16 protein-coding genes are annotated in these 21378 nt (G+C 48.6%); 3 read left to right on the top strand and 13 right to left on the bottom strand.

The features are described 5' to 3' along the window. Positions 1–14: 14 nt before the first annotated feature. The 11 genes from ABN764_RS10765 to ABN764_RS10715 form a co-directional block, all read right to left on the bottom strand. Positions 15–1310: a glycosyltransferase family 4 protein gene (locus ABN764_RS10765; RefSeq protein WP_446671867.1), complete on the bottom strand. Its 1296-nt coding sequence runs from the start codon at positions 1308–1310 to the stop codon at positions 15–17. After that, positions 1307–1993: a WbqC family protein gene (locus ABN764_RS10760; RefSeq protein WP_174810960.1), complete on the bottom strand. Its 687-nt coding sequence runs from the start codon at positions 1991–1993 to the stop codon at positions 1307–1309. Before ABN764_RS10760 ends, ABN764_RS10765 begins: the two co-directional genes overlap by 4 nt. Further along, a complete protein-coding gene (locus ABN764_RS10755; RefSeq protein ID WP_065292608.1) occupies positions 1990–2643 on the bottom strand; it encodes a PIG-L deacetylase family protein in 654 nt (217 codons plus the stop codon). Before ABN764_RS10755 ends, ABN764_RS10760 begins: the two co-directional genes overlap by 4 nt. 1 nt (position 2644) lies before the next feature. Further along, positions 2645–3931 carry a glycosyltransferase family 4 protein gene (locus ABN764_RS10750; RefSeq protein ID WP_268623609.1) on the bottom strand — a complete coding sequence of 429 codons (1287 nt, stop codon included), beginning with the start codon at positions 3929–3931 and terminating at the stop codon, positions 2645–2647. Further along, positions 3918–5069 carry an O-antigen ligase family protein gene (locus ABN764_RS10745; protein WP_446671866.1) on the bottom strand — a complete coding sequence of 384 codons (1152 nt, stop codon included), beginning with the start codon at positions 5067–5069 and terminating at the stop codon, positions 3918–3920. The genes ABN764_RS10750 and ABN764_RS10745 overlap by 14 nt, the downstream gene beginning before the upstream one ends. A gap of 142 nt (positions 5070–5211) precedes the next feature. Then, on the bottom strand, positions 5212–6525 hold the full coding sequence (locus tag ABN764_RS10740) for a nucleotide sugar dehydrogenase (protein WP_446671975.1): 1314 nt from the start codon (positions 6523–6525) through the stop codon (positions 5212–5214). A 27-nt stretch (positions 6526–6552) separates the two neighbouring features. After that, positions 6553–7692, bottom strand: a complete 1140-nt coding sequence (locus tag ABN764_RS10735) for a DegT/DnrJ/EryC1/StrS family aminotransferase (protein ID WP_446671865.1) — start codon at positions 7690–7692, stop codon at positions 6553–6555. Between the two features lie 39 nt (positions 7693–7731). Next, on the bottom strand, positions 7732–8757 hold the full coding sequence (locus tag ABN764_RS10730) for a Gfo/Idh/MocA family protein (RefSeq protein WP_446671864.1): 1026 nt from the start codon (positions 8755–8757) through the stop codon (positions 7732–7734). Beyond that, positions 8754–10589, bottom strand: a complete 1836-nt coding sequence (locus ABN764_RS10725; RefSeq protein ID WP_446671863.1) for a polysaccharide biosynthesis protein — start codon at positions 10587–10589, stop codon at positions 8754–8756. The genes ABN764_RS10730 and ABN764_RS10725 overlap by 4 nt, the downstream gene beginning before the upstream one ends. A gap of 41 nt (positions 10590–10630) precedes the next feature. Next, positions 10631–11311 carry a CpsD/CapB family tyrosine-protein kinase gene (locus tag ABN764_RS10720; protein WP_021254368.1) on the bottom strand — a complete coding sequence of 227 codons (681 nt, stop codon included), beginning with the start codon at positions 11309–11311 and terminating at the stop codon, positions 10631–10633. Further along, positions 11292–12029, bottom strand: coding sequence for a YveK family protein (locus ABN764_RS10715; RefSeq protein WP_081676260.1), 738 nt, complete (start codon positions 12027–12029; stop codon positions 11292–11294). Before ABN764_RS10715 ends, ABN764_RS10720 begins: the two co-directional genes overlap by 20 nt. Positions 12030–12300: 271 nt before the next feature. Here ABN764_RS10715 and ABN764_RS10710 point away from each other — a divergent pair, with 271 nt between their 5' ends. Then, positions 12301–12690: a helix-turn-helix domain-containing protein gene (locus tag ABN764_RS10710; protein WP_174809042.1), complete on the top strand. Its 390-nt coding sequence runs from the start codon at positions 12301–12303 to the stop codon at positions 12688–12690. Positions 12691–13091: 401 nt separating this feature from the next. Here the strand turns inward: ABN764_RS10710 and ABN764_RS10705 are convergent, their stop codons facing one another. Together ABN764_RS10705 and gltB are read right to left on the bottom strand one after the other, a co-directional pair. After that, the gene (locus tag ABN764_RS10705) at positions 13092–14402 is read right to left on the bottom strand and encodes an MFS transporter (protein WP_174809046.1); all 1311 of its coding nucleotides are present in this window, start codon (positions 14400–14402) and stop codon (positions 13092–13094) included. 112 nt (positions 14403–14514) lie between these two features. Further along, the gene (gltB, locus tag ABN764_RS10700) at positions 14515–19116 is read right to left on the bottom strand and encodes a glutamate synthase large subunit (RefSeq protein WP_446671862.1); all 4602 of its coding nucleotides are present in this window, start codon (positions 19114–19116) and stop codon (positions 14515–14517) included. 437 nt (positions 19117–19553) lie between these two features. Here gltB and ABN764_RS10695 point away from each other — a divergent pair, with 437 nt between their 5' ends. Together ABN764_RS10695 and ABN764_RS10690 are read left to right on the top strand one after the other, a co-directional pair. Continuing rightward, positions 19554–19865, top strand: a complete 312-nt coding sequence (locus ABN764_RS10695) for an ArsR/SmtB family transcription factor (RefSeq protein ID WP_021254373.1) — start codon at positions 19554–19556, stop codon at positions 19863–19865. 188 nt (positions 19866–20053) lie between these two features. Beyond that, on the top strand, positions 20054–21238 hold the full coding sequence (locus tag ABN764_RS10690; RefSeq protein WP_446671861.1) for an MFS transporter: 1185 nt from the start codon (positions 20054–20056) through the stop codon (positions 21236–21238). Positions 21239–21378 lie beyond the last annotated feature (140 nt).

The raw sequence follows: 21378 nt of genomic DNA, 5'->3' as shown, positions 1-21378 counted from the left end.
TCGAATCATCCCCTCTACACATCGTAGGACGCAGCCGTATTGCGCTTGCTAACTCGCTTCTCGTTACGCCCAACGTCCTCCGCTATTGCCGCGGAGAGCTTATAGGACATGCGTTCCCAATCATGCTCTCGTTCCACATACGCTCTTGCTCTGCGGCCCATTTCCTCCCGATCCTTCAACTGCCTCGCCAGTTTGGACAGAGCTTCACTTAATTCCTCTGGATCTTGCAGGACAAGACCGATTCGTTCCTTTGCAATGACCGAATCGTCAATCTTGCCAACGAGAAGAGTCGGCAATGAAGAGGCCATATAGTCGTACATTTTGTTGAAGCTCATGCCCCATTTGTATACAGAAGCATCACGCAGCGCAATTAAGCCTACATGAGCCCGCGCCAAAAGTGTGGGCACAGCTTCCTTCTTCACGAGTGGGAGGAAGGCTACATTAGTCAATCCCGCTTGTTCCGCCTGCTTCACTAGAGCTTCCTTCTCCGGTCCGTCCCCAACAAATACGAATTGAATATTACTGTCGGTTCCCTTACTAAGTGCTGCTGCTTCCAAGAGATGATGTATGCCGTCAGAAATACCGTGCGATCCGGTATAAATCGCAATGAACTTCCCTTGCCATTGTTCAAATTGGCGCTCCACCTCAGAAGGGAGTTCGGCCAGCGGAAGAGCGAAGCGCTCCATATCGACACCATTAGGCAGAACCAGTACCTTCGATCCCAGCCCGCTCTGCTTCTCCACATAATCAGCAGCTTTATCGAACAGCACGATGATGCGGGACGCCTTCCGATATAAATGAGATTCCAGCCAATAGAGCGCCTTGACGATCGGATGGTTCGGCGACATCTTGCCGAAGTCTATGAGTGTCTGCGGCCATAAGTCTCGTTCCTCGAAGTAGAATACCGCATTATGATGAGCAGCGAGGCGGGAACCGATCCATGCAGCCGCAGGATGCATAAGGGAGCCGATGATGAGATCTGGGCTCTCTTTGCGCCGCCGCCCCTCCCAATAACAGCGCCATGTATAATCCAGCATATTCTTAACGCGCCGCCAATCATTGCGCTTATAAGCTGTTGTGCGGAGCCAGACGAACCGCACTCCATCATATGTCACTTCCCGAACCGCATTGCGCGAGCCTTCCAAATGATTAATCCAATTCTGATGCCCGTAGGCGGAAGCAAATATCGTGACACTCGCTCCTTGCCTCACAAGCTGCTTCGCCAAATCAAAATGACGAGTCCCTCCGCCTGTGCCAGGGGCGACTCCGTAATGATTCACGATCCATATGTTCATTCCAGCTACACTCATACTGCCGCCTCCTTCCAATGCAAAGTTTCCACTTGCATCGCATAATCCAGCGAGCTTAACCCGCCCGTAAACCCTTCCCTGACATGTCTTTGCGGATAAGAAAACGGTGTGAATTCGTGATATTCCACCCGGATTCCATATTTGTGAAATATGGATTCATCTAAATACTCCCTGCCGCTGGGGCCTGATAAATAAACATCGCCGCCTGCCTCATGCACGAGCTGAGCAAGCAGCTCCGATTTACTCCCATCTGCCAACATGGAACTCGAACGGATGAGCGGAGTGCGAATGTCCAGCCAGTTCATGAGCAGCTCGATGCTCGGTATAGCAAAATCGACAAGGCGCTCATATTTCCCACCGTAGAGATCGTGTAGTTCATTTTTCCGCTGAAGATACCCAGGGCATTTGCCATAGCTGGCCTCGAGCTGGCGCATGTGCTCCGCCTGCCAGTCGCGGTTGTTCGCAATTCGCACATCGATCGTCCTCGTTCCGAACAAGCCTTCCTTCGCTACGGGAATAGTCAGCCATTTCGGACCGCCTTGCGTGTCGATCATTGTGCGATTTTGATAGCCATTTTTCGTGAATTGAACGGTATCGAGCAAGATGAACAAATCCGAGCAGGCCATCTTATGAAAAAAACCAAGCCACGGCAGCACATTCGGCTGATGAATGCTGACAATCATATTCTCACCCTGAGGGGTTCAAAGGCTTCGGCATACTCTTCACCGATTTGAACGCCTCGAATTTTGGCCAATCCAAATACCATCTCTCTCGTAAAATAACTCCGGTTCAGATGCAGCTGAGAACGATATTGCTGCAAAGCCTCCCATTTCCGCTCCATATATTTCCGGTCAAGCGGGGCAAATATTCGTGAATTGGTGCTCAGTTGATTCCAAGGGAGCTCGTAACCGTAAAGGGATTGTTCCTTGAATGCGCGCTGGCTCTCACTACAGATGACCTGATGATCTTGATGTATATCGGACGAGGATGGCACTAGAACCAAATCCGGTTTCATGTCTCGCTTCATTCCAACGAGAACTTCCAGCAATTCTTGGCGATGGGTGGGAAATTGGCGGACAGGGAATCGATAGATGATGCGATTGTCATGTGGAATTTCCAATACGTCCATGGATGCATGAAATTCATGCGCCAGCGTGTCTTTGGCAAAATCGCCTGGCAATGATTGCTCAGCTACCGAAAACGCCGCGACAACAACATTAGCTCCAGACTCGATCTGCTTCGCAATAAACGCGCCGCAGCCTAGTTCCGCATCATCCGTATGAGGAGCCAGCACCAAAATGTTACGAGCGCTAACTTGTGTTGGTAGTACCATGCTACTTTACAACCTTCCTTTCACGTTCCCTATTCATCGTGCCAAAGGCAGTTTGCTGTACTTCTTCCTTCCTGATGCGACCCGTGACGTCGGCATAAACATGCAGCAGCTTTTCTTTTTCTACATTCCAATGATAGAGAGACTGAACTGCTTCTTGCCCGCAGCGCCCCATTTCTTCCGCTTCTTCATGATGCGTAATGAGCCAATCGATTCGTTGCGATATGCCTTCAAGATCGAAGGGGTCGACACAAAATCCGCAGCCTGCTTGCTCAATAATCTGCCTCCACTTCGGGAAGTCAGAGGCGATGACGGGAATGCCTGCCGCCATATATTCGAACAGCTTGATCGGGAGCGCGTCTATGTAATTGATCGTCGGGTGCAAAATAACGAGCCCTGCTCTCGAACGAGCCATCGTTTCATATACCTGCTTACGGTTCAACTGCCCGAGGTAATCAACTTTGGCCCAGCCGGAACGTCCCATAGCAACATGCTTCTCCTCGGCAGAAGCGAAGGAACCCGCCAGCAAAAGCTTTTTATCCGGTATTCCGAACTCCATGGCGCCAACTATCTGCTGAAGTCCGCGAATATTCCCGATGGAGCCAACATAACAGACGGCGTCCTCCTTACCTGCATGTTGGGAAATGCCAACGAATTCCCCGGATTGTACAGATTGTGGTGACTCGGCAGTGTGTACGAATTCGTCCAGAATTGGATAATTGCACACTGTCTTGGTGCAACACTTCGGGTGTCTAGCGAACCGTTCTTCAATATGAGTCGTTGCCGTTACAATCGCATCGAAGCGAAGACTAGCCCAGAGCTCTATCCGCTCCACCAATCGCGATACGCCGCCTCTTAGCCACTTCGGAATCCACCCTTTGCTCAATATCTGGCGCGGGACATCTTCATGCACATCGTATATGACTCTGTATCCCTTTTTCTTCAGCCACAACCCTATCGGAATCAATTCTGGATCATGAAAATGGTATACGTCTGCATCTATTTGCCTCGCCGCCTTATAGAGTCGCCATGTTGTTGTCCACATTCTCTCAGACCGAGAACGTGGAATCGGCAGAGGGACAATTCGCACCCCTTCAATAACTTCCTCTCCATGGTGCGGTACAATGAACAGTGTGTTATATCCCGCCTTGGCCAGTGAGACAGCTTCTTTATACGTTATGCGGGAATCGTTAGCATCGTGGGCCGTGCTAAGCATGCATACCGTGAACAAATGATTACGCTCATGATGATCCGCCGTCAATTCGCTGCTGTCATATTTAACGGTGTGCAATAGAATGCTCCTCCTCTCGCGCTGCTAATAATCCTGCTTTAGTAATGACTGGAAGCAGGCCGATTACGGCAAAGAACGCTCGATTGTCGGGAATATCGCCACTGACCGTTACATTGAACAGCATGGCTATAAATATCATGACCAGCACGATCCAGCGCTCGGATTGAGCAGATTTCAAGATCAATATCGCATATCGGATCGTAATGCCAATCAATAAAGCTAAGAGCAGCAAGCCAATACCACCGAGTTCTACCATCACTTCGATGAACAGATTATGCGGATAATCGCGGAAATCGTCCATCTGAGACAGCACAGGCCATGATCCAATCCCATTGCCCCGCAATGGGGATCTCAGCCAGTAATCTCCCGCTTCGCCTGCATACGACACCCTTGCGGAGGCCGAACCCCCAATTCCATCACTTCCCGGCATCAGCAGAGATAACCGGAGCAATGTCTGTGGTGGATTCGGAGATGCAGACCATATTACCGCTGTAGAGATCGCCCCCGCTATCATGGCAAGCAACAATAAGCTGTAACGCCTTACGTACATCCGATTGTGCTCCAATCGAATCGAATACAGCATCGGCAAGAGCAAGGACAGAAATGTTGCTAGCAGAGGACCTCTACCCCCGCCAACAAATAAGTGAAACATACAAATACCGAATGAGAACAATGAGAGCAATTTATACAGGGCTTCTCTCTGTCCGAACAGAAGCTGCCACATGAATACAATTGCACCTAAGCTCGAAATTTGGCCTGCTCCTAAATACGTGCCACCCATAACGTTGACAAATCCCTTCCCCCCGGACGCTGCGTAGGTGAGGATCCCTTCCCCTGCAATCCATAAGGAGAATATGCCGAGCGCCATTATGAATCGCTGTACCCGCTTCGGTTCCGAAGCAATGATCCATGAGCTGCCGATGATTGACCACAACACGAGTGTAAGCATCTTGGACACTTTATCAGTGGCATAGATCTGGCTTGGGGACCAGATTAGCGACAGCATCGCATAGGCTGCGAGCAGAAGATAAATGGCTGTTACCATGTAGCTGTCCCATAGAACGATGAATTTCCTCTTCATCAGTACAAAAATCGATACCAGCACACCGAGTCCCAACGTCAGCATCGTGATGTCCATCGGTATCCAACTGAATCTTGGATCGGATTTGAATACACCTGCGAACAGAAAGATCACAAATAACATTTCAAAGGAAAAAAGGGTGTGAAGGAGACTCTTCAAAAGGTGATCAATCCGAATTGTGCTGGCACGCCGATGGTGATTAAAGTCGATAATATTTGGCTGAACCATACTCGCCCTTAACCGCATTGCGCGTATCGTATACAACTTGGGATTGTTCACAGATGAACTGATAATCGAAAGCGGAATGATCGGTTGTAATGACCGTAATATCCGCTCCTCCCAGGAGCTCTCCCGTTAATTCTGACGCTTCCATACACTGTCCTCGATGGATGCAGTGAACGACATGCGGATCGCTAAATACGACATCTGCCCCCTTCGACTTCAAGGCATCCATAATGGTGAGCACGGGGGATTCCCGCCAATCGTCTACATCCTTTTTGTAAGCCATGCCGAGCAGGACGATGCGCGAATTTTTTATTGTTTTCCCTTCTTCATTCAGGATCGATCCAATCCGAGTCACTACATATTCCGGCATTGTTCGGTTGATTTCACCGGCCGTTTCAATGAGCCGCATATGGCAATTGTATTCACGAGCCTTCCAGCTTAAATAGAACGGATCGATCGGAATGCAGTGCCCGCCGAGGCCAGGCCCTGGATAGAACGCCATAAATCCATATGGCTTCGTCTTTGCAGCATCAATGACTTCCCAAATGTTAATCCCCATTCGATTGCACAGAAGGGTCAGCTCATTTACAAGGGCGATATTGATGTTGCGGAACGTGTTCTCGAACACCTTCTCCATCTCCGCAACTGCGGGAGAACTTACTTCAACCACATCTCCCTCCAAAACGGATCGATAGAGCTGAGCAGCCACTCGGGTGCATGACGCTGTTATACCGCCAACTACTTTTGGTGTGTTTTTTGTGTTATAGCTTTTGTTGCCTGGATCTACCCGCTCAGGAGAATACGCCAGGAAAAAGTCAACGCCACAGGTAAGGCCCGAAGTTTCTAGAATAGGCTTCACCAACTCATCCGTCGTCCCGGGATACGTCGTACTTTCTAAGATCACTAGCATTCCGGGACGCAAGTGCTTGGCAATTTCCTCTGTTGATTGCTTGACATAGCTCGTATCCGGTTGATGATAGCTGTCTAACGGAGTCGGCACGCAGATCGTTACGACATCCACTTCATTTATGAACGCAAAATCTGTAGTTGCCATTAATTTATTCGTCTGCACCATCATGCTCAATTCTTCGTCGACGACATCGCCGATATAGTTAATCCCTTGATTAATCAGGCTCACCTTCGTGTCCTGTACGTCGAAACCGATGACTTGGAAGCCGGATTTGGCCTTCTCCACCGCCAACGGCAGTCCCACGTATCCCAAGCCTACTACGCCGATCACAGCTGACTTATCAAGCAGCTTTTCCATTAGAACATCGGCCGCACTAATCGCAAAAGAGCTGGCAACTACACTCATCTATTTATCACGTCCTTTAAAAAACTGTGTCACGGCATCTATAATGTATTGCTGATCCTGCTGAGTCAGTTCAGGGAACAACGGCAGCGCCATACAGCGGGCGGAGGCCTGCTCTGCATGCGGCAGGTCGCCTTCGCTATATTCAAGCGGGCGATATACCTCTTGAAGATGCAGCGGAACCGGATAATATACACCGGAATCAATTCCCTGCTCCTTGAGATGCGCCATTAACTGTTCACGCTGATCAGTCTCAATAATGTACAAATGATAAGCATGCTTTCCGTAATCCAGCTCTGTTGGAAGCGTAATAGGCAATTGTGACAGCCCTTCTTCGTACTGCTTCACCTTCTGCCGGCGCACGTCTGTCCATTCATTCAATCTGCGCAACTTGACACGGAGCAAGCTCGCTTGAAGCTCATCCAGCCGGCTGTTATAGCCTACTCTCGCATGATAATATTTCGGATTCGAACCATGAACACGCAGCATTCGAATGGTACGGGCAAGTTCTGCGTCGTGCGTAACGACGATGCCGCCATCTCCGAATCCCCCTAAATTCTTGGTAGGGAAGAACGAAAAACATCCCGCAGTGCCAAGGCTTCCTGCCTGCTTCCCGTTATAATCTGCGCCCAGCGCCTGACAAGCATCTTCCACAACATGAAGCCCATGCCTCATGGCAATGTCATTCACGGCATCCATATCTGCCATCTGTCCGAAAATATGTACCGGAATAATTGCTTTCGTGCGCGGCGTTATCGCTTTCTCGATACAATTTGTATCAATCAAATACGTTTCTGGATTCACATCAACAAACACAGGAGTTGCCCCGACACGCGAGATCACTTCCGCACTGGCAAAGAAGGTAAAGGGAGAGGTAATTACCTCATCTCCAGGTCCGACACCGAGCGCATCTAAGGTCAGCATGAGCGCATCTGTTCCATTCGCTACTCCAACGGCATACGGAACATTCAAATATTGCGCCAACTCTTCTTCGAACGCTTGAACTTGCGGGCCGTTAATATAATGGCCGCTAGACAGCACTTCTTCTGCAGCCCGCAGCAGCTCTTCTGAAATCGACGCATAGGAAGCTTGCAAATCAATAAGAGGGATGCTGCGTTTTGTTTGCACGAGAATATTAGACAACCGAATCTCCACCTTCACCTATTAGTCCATTCATCCCGATTACAGGGAAATGAGCTGCTCTTCGCTGCTCCGTTGATTCACGCTTGCATCGTAGATGTCCAACACCATCTGCAGCGCTCTCTTGCCATCTTCGCCTGATACATGCGGATCACGATCATCGCGAATCGCGTCGACCATATCCCGAATCATATGGGTATGTCCGGGCTCGCCAAAAGGATTTAAATGCGTATGCTCAACAAATGCCAACGCTTCTTGCTTATCAAGGGATGCAAAGTTCCAATATTTAATCCAGTGCGCGGTTGGACCGCCTATCACCGCTGAACCATGCTCGCCGAACAATGCAATCTCTTCCTCTAAGTTGTTCGGATAGACGGTCGAAGCAACTTCTACCGAGCCAAGTGCGCCATCGGCAAATTGCACTACAGCCAATGCCACGTCCTCCATTTCGATATTTCTCAGACGCGTTGCCGACATGGCTCGCACTTTAACTGCCGGCCCCATCAGCCAAGCTAGCAAATCCATCGAATGGATGCCTTGATTCATCAGGACACCGCCATCCATTGCTCTCGTTCCCCGCCAAGGAGATTGATTGTAATAGTCCTGGTTCCGATTCCAGCGAAGCTTGACGCTCGCATGGCTCAGCTTGCCGAATCTCCCATCATCCAGCATTTTCTTCAATTGCACAATTGCCGGACGATAGCGGTTCGGATGTACGACTGCCAGCTTCACCTTATGCTTGCTGCATGCTGCTATCACCCGCTCTGCATCGAGAATCGTCAAGGCGAGCGGCTTCTCCACGACAACATGCTTGCCAGCCTGAGCCGCTTGAATGGCCATATCCGCATGCATCCCGCTTGGCGTGCAAATAATGACCACATCTACACATGGATCCTGCAGCATGTCTCTATACTGCAAATACGCCGCAATCCCGTTCTCTGCCCATGGTTTCATCCGCTCCGCGTCCGAGTCGCACAACGCTTGCAGTACTGCTCCTTGTACGTTCTGAATAGCTTCCACATGCTTTGCTGCAATATGGCCGCATCCTACAATCCCGAATCGTATCATCGTGCCATCTTCACTCCTTCATCCGAACTCGAAATAGTTTCCATTAAAAAACGCTTCAAATGTAGGGGATTATCAAGAAGAAGCTCATTGAGCTGCTTATTCCAGTGCTCGAATGCGCGCTCCTCCATCAGAAGCGGATTGCCGACAAAAATGCGCTGATGTTTCGTTCTCCGCAATCCCTCCTCCTCCGTTGACAATTCCTCATGCAGCTTTTCCCCAGGTCGTATTCCCGTTACTTCAATTTCAATATCTTTGTAAGGCTCAAAGCCGGACAAACGGATTAAATCTGTTGCTAAATCCAAAATTTTAACAGGCTTGCCCATATCCAAGATGAATACCTCTCCGCCAACGGCATAGGCTCCAGCTTGAATTACTAAGGCAACAGCTTCTGGAATCGTCATGAAAAAGCGCGTCATATCCGGGTGTGTGATCGTGATGGGCCCGCCCTGCTGGATCTGCTCCTTGAAGCGCGGAATTACACTGCCGCGGCTGCCAAGCACATTGCCGAACCGAACCGAAGTAAAGTTCGTACTGCTGCGCTCGTTCAGATGCTGGATGACCATCTCAGCCATTCGCTTCGTTGCCCCCATGACACTCGAAGGATGCACAGCCTTATCTGAAGAAATAAGGACGAAACGCTCACTGCCAAATCGATGGGCACATTCCGCTACATTCCTCGTCCCGTGCACATTATTTCGAATAGCCTCGGAAGGGTTCAGCTCCATGAGCGGGACATGCTTATGCGCCGCCGCATGAAACACGACATTCGGAGCATATTCGTGGAACAGTTGTTCAAGTCTTGGCTTATTTTGAATATCCGCAATGATTGGCATCATTTCCAGCCCAGGATGAAGCCGTTGAAGCTCCGACTCAATGGCATAAATACTGTTCTCTCCATGACCAAGCAACAGCAATAACTGCGGACTAAGAGCAGCGATCTGACGACATAACTCGGAGCCAATAGAACCCCCAGCCCCTGTAACAAGAACCGTTCTACCCCGAATATAATTGCAGTTGTCTTGCAAATGTAGACGAACAGGCTCTCTCCCAAGCAAATCCTCGACGTCTACATGACGAATATCGTTCACCGTGAGCTTGCCCTGCATCAGGTCATCAAGACTAGGCATCGTATAAATATTGCAGCCCGTTGTCTTGCAGCAATCGATAAATTCGGCAATTTGCTTGCGCGGCAAGGAAGGCAGGGCGATAATAATGTCCTGAATCTGATATTGCTGTACAGCTTGCATAATCGAATCACGGCCACCAACGACCGGAATGCCCACGATTTTTTTGTTCCACTTATTTGAATCATCGTCGATGAACGCTGCAGGCAGGGAGTCTGAATGCTCATTGTCCAATATCTTTTTGGCCACTAGCGACCCACAATCACCCGCTCCGATAATGAGAATGTGACGCTTCACCTGCTGATGGCTCACCGTATGTCTCTGCCTGTACCTTTGCAGCATTCGGATTCCTCCGACGGACAGAAGAACCGTCTCATAGGTCATGATCATAACCCCCCATGGCACCTCATTTCCCCATAGGAGAATAGATATCATCGAAGACATACCACAGCCAGCCGTAACGGCAGACGCAATTAACAACACATGTCTACTATCTGCATAACGCCATACTTGTTCATATAAATTGAACACCTGGAAGCCGATCAGACAGCAGACGATGGTAAGCACGCTGAACCCGATCACGAACGAATTTCCAATCTGTCCTTCGTTAGCATGGATCGTAAGCAAATAGGACAGCCCGACACTTGCAGCAATACATCCTGCATCCAGAACTGCAAAACTCCCTTTCTTGAGCCACCACAATTTCAACTCCATCACTCCATTAGTTCAGTTGTCTCTATCCCGAGCAGCTATTTCATCGCAATTACCTGTGAATTCAACGAATTGCGCCGTTCGACTTGATTGAGTACAGTGCCGATAATCGTACCGCTCACGCACTCTATGGCCTCTTTCACTTTCATGAGCGTAGCAGCTTTTACTTTTCCAGATTTGACAACGATCAGTACCGCATCGCACAAACCTGACAATATTAGTCCATCCGTGACTTTCGTTATGGGGGGCGAATCGATAAGAATCAGATCGAATTGTTCTGCAAGATGACTTAAGAGGTATTCCATTTGAGAGCTGCCCAACAGCTCGGAAGGATCACTGTTCGTCGGATTCCCAGGGAGTATGAATAAATTAGGTATGGAGCTTTCTTGTATCATTTCTTCCGACCATTGCGCAGATTCCAAATAATCGCCTAATCCGCTGCGCTTCGAGAGGGAGAATACATGGTGAAGTGTTGGCAGCCGCAGATTCGCATCGATGATTACGACTTTCTTTCCTTCTAGCGCGAAGGCAATTCCCAAATTGCTAGCTACCGTCGTCTTGCCTTCCCCATGCACGGATGAGGTCACCAAAAGAGTTCGATCATTTCGCTTGGCTAGCATATAATTCAACTTCGTTCGCAATGCGCGGTACGTTTGGGAAATGTTAGACGTCTTCTTCATATGCACTAATAGCTGAATTTTACGTCGATATCGGAACATTCTTTTTATCACCCGCCAATTTGGTATTCGCTGTCTTTTGCGTCAACATATCTCCTCTTTTGCAAGGTTCGATGGACACGAGAGGTGAAAGTTCCAGTTCCCTCAGTCGTGCTTCATTTCGCACAACATCTCCTGTCATATCTTTCATGCTGACAAACAGCATGAGTAAAATAAAGCAAGCAGCCCCAACGATCACTGTGTTGCGCAATACATGGGATTCGACTTCTGGAATCATGCGCTGTTGGTGATTCGGGTCATCGAGAATGAGAATGTTGTCCATTTTGTAGATGAATGCTACTTGTCTTTTTAGCGTGCTTGTTACATCATTCATAATGTCAATCACTCTCGATTCTGAGACGTCTCGAACGGTTATAGACATTACTGGGGTTTGCTCCACCGTGCTTACCGAGATGCGATCCGCGAGTTCACTGATTGACAGGCCCCAGCTTGGATTATCACGTATAACCGCCCCAAGAATAGTAGGTGTCTTAATTAATTCCTTAAAGGTGTTCATCAAGGATATATTCAAATTCATTCTTTCCATCGTCATTTCTGCATCTGAACCGCTATTGCTCATAATCATCTTTACTGTAGAGCGATAGGTCGGTTTTTGAGTTACTTGCATGAACAATGCCGCAAGCAATGTTACAATAAGGGTAGTGATGATTAGAAACCATTTTCTACGGTTGATAACTTCAAGCAAGGTTAGAAGTTCGATGGTCGTTCACTCCTTTTTGATGGATTATAATGCTTCTCTACTTGAGGAAACGTAATCGATTTATCTTCAATTGACCATCATATGGGGGGGACACTATAATAGAAAAAGAGGTTCTAAAGTCATAGTTTTGATACATTTTGTAACCTTGAACTACTTTTAGATTAAGATACATTTTGTATCGTGTCAATTCATTTCTGTATAATTTATAATTTTTTTGCGACATATTGTTTCAAAAAGGGTGTATCGTCTTAGCAAGGGAGGAATTGTTGGCATGAGTACCGGAAATCGCATATCATATCTTCGAGATCAGAAGGGATGGACACAAGAGGGACTCGCTGAGCTGCTGGGTATTACCCGGGCCGCGCTTTCTCACTATGAAAAAAATCGCCGCAAGCCTGATTTTGAAACGTTGACCAAATTAGCGGATTTATTTGGAGTATCTATAGATTATTTGGTGGGACGCATCTCCAATCCAACAACAACCTTGACACATGAGGTTCGTGAGTTTGCAGACGCTTTGGAGTTGTCTGACGAAGACTTGATGAAGAAGTTCCGTCTTACGGTAGATGGACGTGAGCTGTCTGAGGACGAATCGCGGCGCTTCATCGCATTTGTGCGTGCCGAGCGTTCCATGCAGCCAACTTCCAGAATTAAGAAATAACCATAAGAAAACAATACATCCTCCATTGATCAAATGGAGGATGCTCATCTACATACTATTCAATTGCAGGTATAGCCTCCGGTCGACGGTATACATCAGGCCATCGTTCAAGATCAATTTGCAATTGAGTCAAAATGTCAAAAATATCTAGTTTAGTCTGTTTATTGTCTAGACTTGTTTCATTTTGACTTTTCAGATTATGATTCTCCCCTATTCCTCCCATAACCCGTACCTCACTTATCTTGTAATGACCACTGCTATAACTCTTTATTTAGTTCCAAATTGCCATATTTCAATCTTTATTATAACCCATAAGATGCAGGTACACTGTCGTATCATGGGGAGAGGAGCGTACCTATTCAGTTCTACTTTTGTCGAATTATATACGTATTCTTCAAAAATTACGAAGATGAAGGAAAAGAGCGCGGACGAACTGGAACTTTGCCTTGACGTTGAAGCCATGCATGAATGATAAAACTAATAATCGATAATACTGCAATAGCGATTGAGATGACCGCTACGCCAGCAAGGCCGCTATGATCGTAAGTAACGCCTAGCAAATACGGCCCTATCATCCGTCCAATAGAGCTGATTCCTCCTGCAACCCCCATATAGAATGGAGCCTCACGACCAGCCCGAGCGGATAGGAATGCCGGGACAGCAGGAGATACTAGCATTTCTCCTAGTGTTGCCAATGCCATTCCAAGCACGAAACCTGCATAGTTCGGCACGATCCAAATGACGAGATATGCCGCTCCATAAAAGATGCCGCTCCATGTCAGCTGATCGGTTACCCGCTTCGCCACGGTTCGCTTCAGCCATGTCGTAAGCGGCTGGGCTGCAAAGATAAGTACGCCGTTCAACGTCCACAGCAGGCTGTACATTGAGAAGCCCATGCCCTGATCATCAATATGCGGGGCGATCCCGCTTCCCCACAAGGAATTCGCCAGCCATATGCACATGGCCCCTAAGGACATGAACAAATATATGCGATAAGCGGCAAGCTTATTCCATAGTGTCTGTTCCGGCAGCACTCCGGCAGAAGGCTGTTGTCTATCGCCAGAATTTACTGCCGCTCCAGTACCTTTACTCTCAAGGGCTTGTCCGTTATTTGTCTCATTATTCTCTTGCACGGCTCCCTCTTCCTGCATGCCTTGCAGGAAGCGATAGAAGAAGAAGGCAAACCCGGCTGAGGTGACTCCGGTCAGCAGGAAAGTTAAATTAAACGAAATGTCTGCGAGCACACCGCTTAATGCTGTTCCCAGCGCGACCCCGATGTTGTTCGCCACATAGATCACATTGAATAACTCATCCCGCCGATCAGACCACCGAAAGCCAATAAAAGATTGAATCGCCGGCATCGATACGGAATTGGCTAGTCCAATCGCCCCCATCGTAATGACATAGCCCCACCAGCTGGTATATGCCGTGAACACGAGCGAGCATTGCAGCACGGAAGTAATCGCGAGTGCCCATACAAGCAGGCGCCGCACCCCTATCCGATAATACAGCCCTCCGCCCAGGAACTGCCCAAACACGCCGCCGAGCATCTGTATTAGAATGACAAATCCGGCATCAGCCAAAGAGCGATTCAATTGCGTGTAAACAAACAAGGTCGTGAGCGGCCACATAAGAGCGCCGCCTGTCGAGTTAATGATGCTTGCCCAAATAAATACGTTCATCTCCCGCGTATAATTGCGGAACGCCCCCATCGGCGAAAACTTCATGGTATCACCAACGATTTCTAGTAGAAGTAGGTTGAAAAAAGCGATGGCCTGCGCCCGGATAGTTCCGAACTGCAGGCCATAGCTATCATACCATAATTTAGTTTCCGCTAGCACGTGATAAATCGCGCATATTCGCTTCAAATGCGGCAAGCAGCGCCGCTTCACCGGTCATCCCCTGCGCCTCTACCTTCGCAATTTGCTCCATCATGCGCTTATAATCCTTCGGAATAACACGGACGAATTGCTCGCTTGCTCCATTGTCCCATTGCTGCAAGATTCGCTCCCCAATAGTGCTGCCCGTTGCTTGCACATGACGCTCAATCATGCCTCGCACCAGCTGCTCTTCTTCCGCTCCTTCAAGCGGCTCCAACAGCACCATTTCTAGATTGCAGCGGTTCACGAATGTACGATCCTCATCCCATACATATGCAATCCCCCCGGACATACCTGCCGCGAAGTTGCGCCCCGTCTTGCCGAGAACGACGACACGGCCGCCAGTCATATATTCACAGCCATGATCGCCTACGCCTTCGACGACCACATGTACACCTGAATTGCGAACCGCGAAGCGTTCGCCAGCAATTCCGCGAATGTAGGCTACACCGCTTGTAGCCCCATAGAATGCCGTATTGCCGATAATGACATTGTCCTCTGCTGCAAAAGTAGCCTGCGGAGACGGCTTCACGATAATTTTACCGCCCGATAACCCCTTGCCGACATAGTCGTTGCTGTCGCCTTCAACCGTCAACGTCATGCCGCGTGGAACAAATGCGCCGAAGCTCTGTCCAGCAGACCCGATAAATGAGTAACGGATCGTATCCTCAGGCAGTCCTGCCGCGCCGTATCTTCTCGTTACCTCGCTGCCCAATATTGTGCCCGTCGCACGATTCACATTGCATATCGGGAATGTCCCTTCCACTGGCATTCCTGATTCCAGCGCAGACTGCGCTTCGGGAACGAGCCTTGTCATATCGAGCGTCTCTGCCAAGCCATGGTTCTGTTCGCGTACTTGAATGCGCGAGGAACCTTCTGGCATCTCAGGCTGATACAGCACCGGGGACAAGTCGAGATGCTTCGCCTTCCAATGATCCAGCGCATCCTTCATGCCCAAGCATTCTGTACGCCCAATCATCTCATCCAGTGAACGGAATCCAAGCTCCGCCATCCATTCACGAAGCTCCTCTGCAATGAAGAGCATAAAGTTCACGACATGCTGCGGATCACCTGCAAAGTTCTTGCGCAGCTCTGGATTTTGTGTCGCCACTCCGACAGGGCATGTGTCCAGCTGGCATACTCGCATCATAATACAGCCAACCGCAACAAGCGGTGCTGTGGAGAAGCCATATTCCTCAGCTCCCAGCAGGGCAGCGATAGCAAGGTCGCGTCCTGTCATCATCTTCCCGTCCGTTTCCAATACAATACGATCGCGCAAGTTGTTCAGGATCAAGGTCTGATGCGTCTCCGCCAATCCAAGCTCCCACGGCAAGCCTGCGTGGCGGATCGAGCCCTGCGGTGAAGCGCCAGTGCCACCGTCATAGCCACTGACGAGAATTACATCTGCACGCCCCTTGGCTACTCCGGCAGCAATCGTTCCAACACCGACTTCCGAGACGAGCTTCACATTGATGCGCGCCTGCGGATTGGCATTCTTCAAATCATAGATCAGCTCAGCCAAATCCTCGATCGAGTAAATGTCATGGTGCGGCGGCGGAGAAATCAAGCCTACTCCTGGTGTCGAGCCGCGCACTTCCGCAACCCATGGATATACCTTGCGGCCTGGCAGCTGACCGCCTTCTCCCGGCTTGGCTCCCTGTGCCATCTTAATCTGGATCTCATCTGCGTTAACGAGATAATGAGATGTCACACCGAAGCGTCCAGATGCCACCTGCTTGATCGCGCTTCTTCGGGAATCGCCATTCGCATCCTTCACATAGCGGGCTGGATTCTCTCCGCCTTCACCGGAGTTCGACTTGCCTCCGATTCGGTTCATGGCGATAGCCAAGCTCTCGTGCGCTTCCTTCGAGATCGAGCCGAACGACATTGCTCCCGTCTTGAACCGCTTCACGATCGATTCGACGGATTCCACTTCATCCAATGGAATCGCTGGGCCAATTGGCTTCAAGGTGAACAACGAACGAAGGGTTCGGCTGCTGTTGTACTCTCCTTGCACCATTTTCGAATACTTCTTGAACAGACGGTAATCGTTCGTACGTACAGCTTGCTGCAAGGTATGAATGGTTTGCGGGTTGAACAGATGCTCCTCCCCGTCCTTGCGCCACTGATACTCGCCCCCGGAATCCAATTCCGTATCTCTTCCCGGCTGTGAGGCGAAAGCACGATAGTGATGAGACAACGCCTCCTGCGCTACTTCCTCCAAGCCAATGCCGCCGATTCGGGATGGCGTCCATGTAAAGTATTGATCGACAAAGTCCTGCTTCAATCCAATTGCTTCAAAAATTTGTGCGCCGCGATAAGACTGTACCGTCGAGATTCCCATCTTGGACAAGATCTTCACGACGCCCTTCGTCGCGGCCTTCATATAATTCTTAACTGCCTTCTCATGCGTAATGCCGTGCAGGATGCCTTGGCGAATCATATCATCAAGCGTCTCGAACACCAAGTATGGGTTCACCACACTGACGCCATAGCCAAGCAGCAGTGCATAGTGGTGTACCTCGCGCGGCTCGCCCGATTCCAGCAATAGGCTTACCTTCGTACGCGTCCCTTGGCGAATGAGATGGTGATGAAGGCTGGATACTGCAAGAAGCGCCGGAATAGCCGCTTGATCCTCCTCCACGCCACGATCAGACAGGATAATTAAATTATGTCCCTTGCCGATTACCCGATCAGCTGCCTCGCACATCGTCTTCAAAGCCGCTTCAAGCCCCGCCGCTCCTTCTGATGCTGTGAATAAGATCGGAATGGTGATCGACTTGAAGCCTGGTCTGCGAATATGGCGGAGCTTCGCAAATTCTTCATTGGAGAGCACGGGAGAATCGAGCTTAATCTGGCGGCAGCTCTCCGGCTCTGGAAGCAACAGATTTCGCTCAGGCCCGATCGTCGTGCCCGTCGCAGTGACAATCTCCTCGCGAATGGCATCGATAGGCGGGTTCGTCACCTGTGCAAATAATTGCTTAAAGTAATTGTACAGCCGCTGCGGACGTTCAGATAATATCGCGAGCGGTGCATCATATCCCATCGATCCAAGCGGCTCTACACCAGCAGCCGCCATCGGCTCGATAATCTTGCGCAGTTCCTCATAGGTGTAACCGAATGCCTGTTGGCGCTGCTGTACATTCTCATGCTTCGGCTCAGGCACTTCCGGCGCGTCCGGCAAATCCTCAAGACCGACCAGATGCTCCTCCAGCCAAGCTTGGTACGGGTTCTCCGCCGCAATCTGCGCCTTCACCTCTTCATCGGAAATGATGCAGCCTTGCTCGGTATCTACAACGAGCATCCGCCCAGGACGAAGTCGATCCTTGTAGGCAATCTGCTCTGGCGCAATATCCAGCACGCCCGCTTCGGAGCTAAGCACAATCATATCGTCCTTCGTCACACAGTAACGAGATGGGCGCAATCCATTGCGATCCAAGGTGGCTACAATTTGCACACCGTCAGTAAACGCCATTGCCGCAGGGCCATCCCAAGGCTCCATCAGACAGCTGTGATACTCGTAGAATGCCTTCTTCGCTGGGTCCATGCTGTCATGATTGTTCCACGGCTCAGGCACCATCATCATCGCAACATGCGATAGCGGTCGTCCCGCCAAATACAGAAATTCAAACGTATTGTCGAACATCCCCGTATCTGAACCATCATCATTAATGACTGGCTTCACCTTCTCCAGATCAGCTCCGAAGACGCCTGATGCGAACAATGTCTGACGCGCATGCATCCAGTTCACATTGCCGCGAAGCGTGTTGATTTCACCATTATGAATCATATAGCGATACGGATGGGCACGCTCCCAACTCGGGAACGTGTTCGTGCTGAAGCGTGAATGAATAAGTGCAATCGCAGATTCGAGCAAATCATGCTGCAGATCGAGATAGAACTGCCCAACTTGCTCGGTGGTCAGCATTCCTTTATATACAATTTTCCGGCAAGACATGCTCGAAATATAGAACGTGCTCGCTTCCTCTTCACCGGTATAGCGAATTTCCCGCTCCATCCGCTTGCGAATCATGTACAGCTTGCGTTCAAAGGCCAGCTCACTGTCGCTATCCGCATTCCGTGCGATAAACACTTGACGAACATAAGGCTGAACCGCCCGTGCGGATTGGCCAAGACCTTCCCCGTTCGTTGGCACAGTACGGAACCCGATTAATTGATGCCCTTCTTCCTCAACGATGCGACGAAGACGCGCTTCATGCTCTTCCCGCGCTGGCTCATTCTGCGTCAGGAACAGCATACCCACGCCGTATTGACCCGCTTCCGGAAGTGTAATTCCTTGCTGCTCCAACTCGCGAGCAAAGAAGCGATGCGGAATTTGCAGCATAATTCCTGCTCCATCGCCTGTATTCGGTTCGCTTCCTTGACCGCCGCGATGCTCCATATTCACCAGCATCTGCAGCGCTTGACGTACGATATCATGGGACTTCTGCCCTTTAATATGAGCGACGAAGCCCATTCCGCACGCATCTTTTTCAAATCGTGGATCATATAAGCCTTGCTTGGGAGGTAATCCGTTCAGTTTCATACGAAGCAACCTTTCTATTTAAAAGTGATCGACATACATTGCATAGGATCGACAGCAATCAACACGTTCTCTTTATGAATTTATAATTATTCATTTGTATTGTTTCATTATTTTATCACCACGTTAATATGATGGCAATTTAATATTTTTATGTCCTTGATAAGTTATAATAGTTGATAATCCCTTTATATAGAGCCAAATATATAAATTCCCCTCTATGCATCGATCACCCTTTTTGTTTATAAATTCTCGTTCTTTTTTTGCATTTTTCGACATATTCGATCCATTATATTCTTTTACGAGGACAAATAACATCATTTTGTATGCATATATATTCAGACGTGTGTATATTAAATTCCACTGTTATCGGTGCATCTACAGACTTTTCAGCCAATTATTGTATTTACAAATCTATAATTATAGATATAATAAGACGTATGGAACCTTTACTCATATGCAAAGCTTTGTCTAATGACACACGCGCCCAAATTCTTCAATGGTTGAAGAACCCTGAAGAACATTTCAATGAAGAGAAATACATTCAGTATGGAATATCATTTGCAACAGGCATATGCGTAGGCGATATTCAGAAAAAGACAGGGCTTGCGCAATCGGTTATCTCCAGCTACTTGCTCACGATGCAGCAAGCTGGACTATTAGAGTCTGAACGAATTGGCAAATGGACGTACTATCGCCGCAATGAACGCACGATACGAGAATATGCCGATTACGTCACCCATCACTTGTAGAGGAGGAGAAATATCTCTTTTTTTTGTTAGAATACATCTATATTTTTAGATATGTATTTATGTATATCGATCGGGATGAAGTGAAGTGAGTTGAATGAAGTGTAGTCTTTGAAATAAAGTGCATCATCGTACTTTTAAGACCATTAAAGTGTAAATTCATAATGAATAGAAATGGAGTTATCGTTGAAATGAGAAAAACAACCCCCTTGCTGCTTCTTCTGCTGTCCCTTGGCGTATTCGGCATTATTACGACAGAAATGGGTATTGTGGGCGTGCTGCCTCAAATATCGCAGAAATACAACATTACAGCTTCCCAAGCAGGCTGGCTGGTCGGTATATTTGCACTCATCGTGGCCGTTAGCGGTCCGTTTCTTACCCTGATCGCATCCCGCTTTAACCGCAAAAGTGTCCTATTGACGGCCATTTCCATTTTTGTTCTGTCCAATCTTGTCTATGCGTTCACCTCGCATTTTGAGGTAATGCTTATATTCCGGATCTTGCCTGCGATGTTCCATCCGATTTTCTTCTCCATCGCACTCGTAGCTGCCGCCAGTCTGGTACCTCCCGAGCAGAGCAGTCAGGCTGTCGTTCGCGTATTTGCAGGTATTACAGTAGGCTTCGCATTTGGTGTCCCGATTACGTCTTACCTTGCTGAACGTATTTCGTTATCCACCTCCTTCTTATTTGGAGCCATCGTGAATGCAATCGCCTTGATAGGTTTGCTTATTTGGCTGCCTTCCATGCCTGTGAAGGAGAAGATGTCTTACGGCAAACAGCTGAGTATTTTACGTAAGCCCGGACTTTGGCTCAACATAGCGGCTGTCATCTTTATTTTTGCAGCGATGTTCTCTGTGTACGGTTACTTTGCCGAATACACAAGCCAAATCACTCGAATGAATGGCTCACTCATCAGTCTCATGCTCATGGTATTTGGGCTTGTTATGATTGCTGGCAACTTTCTGTTCGGAACTTTACTTCAGAAAAATACTACAAAAACGATACTGCTTTTCCCGCTTCTCTACGCGTTCATCTATGTACTTGTCTATTATGCAGGGTCGTATCTTTCTCTCATGATTGGGATGATATTCATTTGGGGAACTGTGCACTCAGGAGGACTGATTGTGAGTCAAACTTGGCTGACTGCTGAAACGAAGGAAGCGCCTGAATTCGGCAACAGTCTGTTCGTTTCTTTCTCCAACTTAGGAATTACGATGGGTACTGCTGTTGCGGGATTTATCATCGCTCACCTCGGTATGCAACAGCTTATCTGGTGTGGGATAGGCTTTTCCTTGCTTGCGTTTGCCTCAATTACGATCAAAATGAAGCTCTTCAGTGATGCCATGCAAGGGAAAGATCAGGCACTCGGGGCATAGCCCATCACGGATATATATAGCAATTTCGACTCAGATTAAATATCGATTGCAATTTATACTTAACTCAAACTTAGCTTCGTATTAGGTTCATAACTAGTTTCAGATATCGATTTATACCGAGATTCAGTTTTCATTGGTAC

The organism is Paenibacillus wuxiensis (genome assembly GCF_040195695.1).
Classification (GTDB): Bacteria; Bacillota; Bacilli; order Paenibacillales; family Paenibacillaceae; genus Paenibacillus_B; species Paenibacillus_B suaedae.
The sequence above is the reverse complement of the archived record's forward strand: the minus strand, read 5'-3'. Positions and strand labels throughout refer to the sequence as shown.

Bases quoted from the DNA above. Each gene is read 5' to 3' on its own strand.
- ABN764_RS10765 (WP_446671867.1), bottom strand. From the start codon at position 1,310: ATGAGTGTAGCTGGAATGAACATATGGATCGTGAATCATTACGGAGTC.
- ABN764_RS10760 (WP_174810960.1), bottom strand. From the start codon at position 1,993: ATGATTGTCAGCATTCATCAGCCGAATGTGCTGCCGTGGCTTGGTTTT.
- ABN764_RS10755 (WP_065292608.1), bottom strand. From the start codon at position 2,643: ATGGTACTACCAACACAAGTTAGCGCTCGTAACATTTTGGTGCTGGCT.
- ABN764_RS10745 (WP_446671866.1), bottom strand. From the start codon at position 5,069: ATGGACATCACGATGCTGACGTTGGGACTCGGTGTGCTGGTATCGATT.
- ABN764_RS10730 (WP_446671864.1), bottom strand. From the start codon at position 8,757: ATGATACGATTCGGGATTGTAGGATGCGGCCATATTGCAGCAAAGCAT.
- ABN764_RS10720 (WP_021254368.1), bottom strand. From the start codon at position 11,311: ATGTTCCGATATCGACGTAAAATTCAGCTATTAGTGCATATGAAGAAG.
- ABN764_RS10710 (WP_174809042.1), top strand. From the start codon at position 12,301: ATGAGTACCGGAAATCGCATATCATATCTTCGAGATCAGAAGGGATGG.
- ABN764_RS10705 (WP_174809046.1), bottom strand. From the start codon at position 14,402: ATGGGGGCGTTCCGCAATTATACGCGGGAGATGAACGTATTTATTTGG.
- gltB (WP_446671862.1), bottom strand. From the start codon at position 19,116: ATGAAACTGAACGGATTACCTCCCAAGCAAGGCTTATATGATCCACGA.
- ABN764_RS10695 (WP_021254373.1), top strand. From the start codon at position 19,554: ATGGAACCTTTACTCATATGCAAAGCTTTGTCTAATGACACACGCGCC.
- ABN764_RS10690 (WP_446671861.1), top strand. From the start codon at position 20,054: ATGAGAAAAACAACCCCCTTGCTGCTTCTTCTGCTGTCCCTTGGCGTA.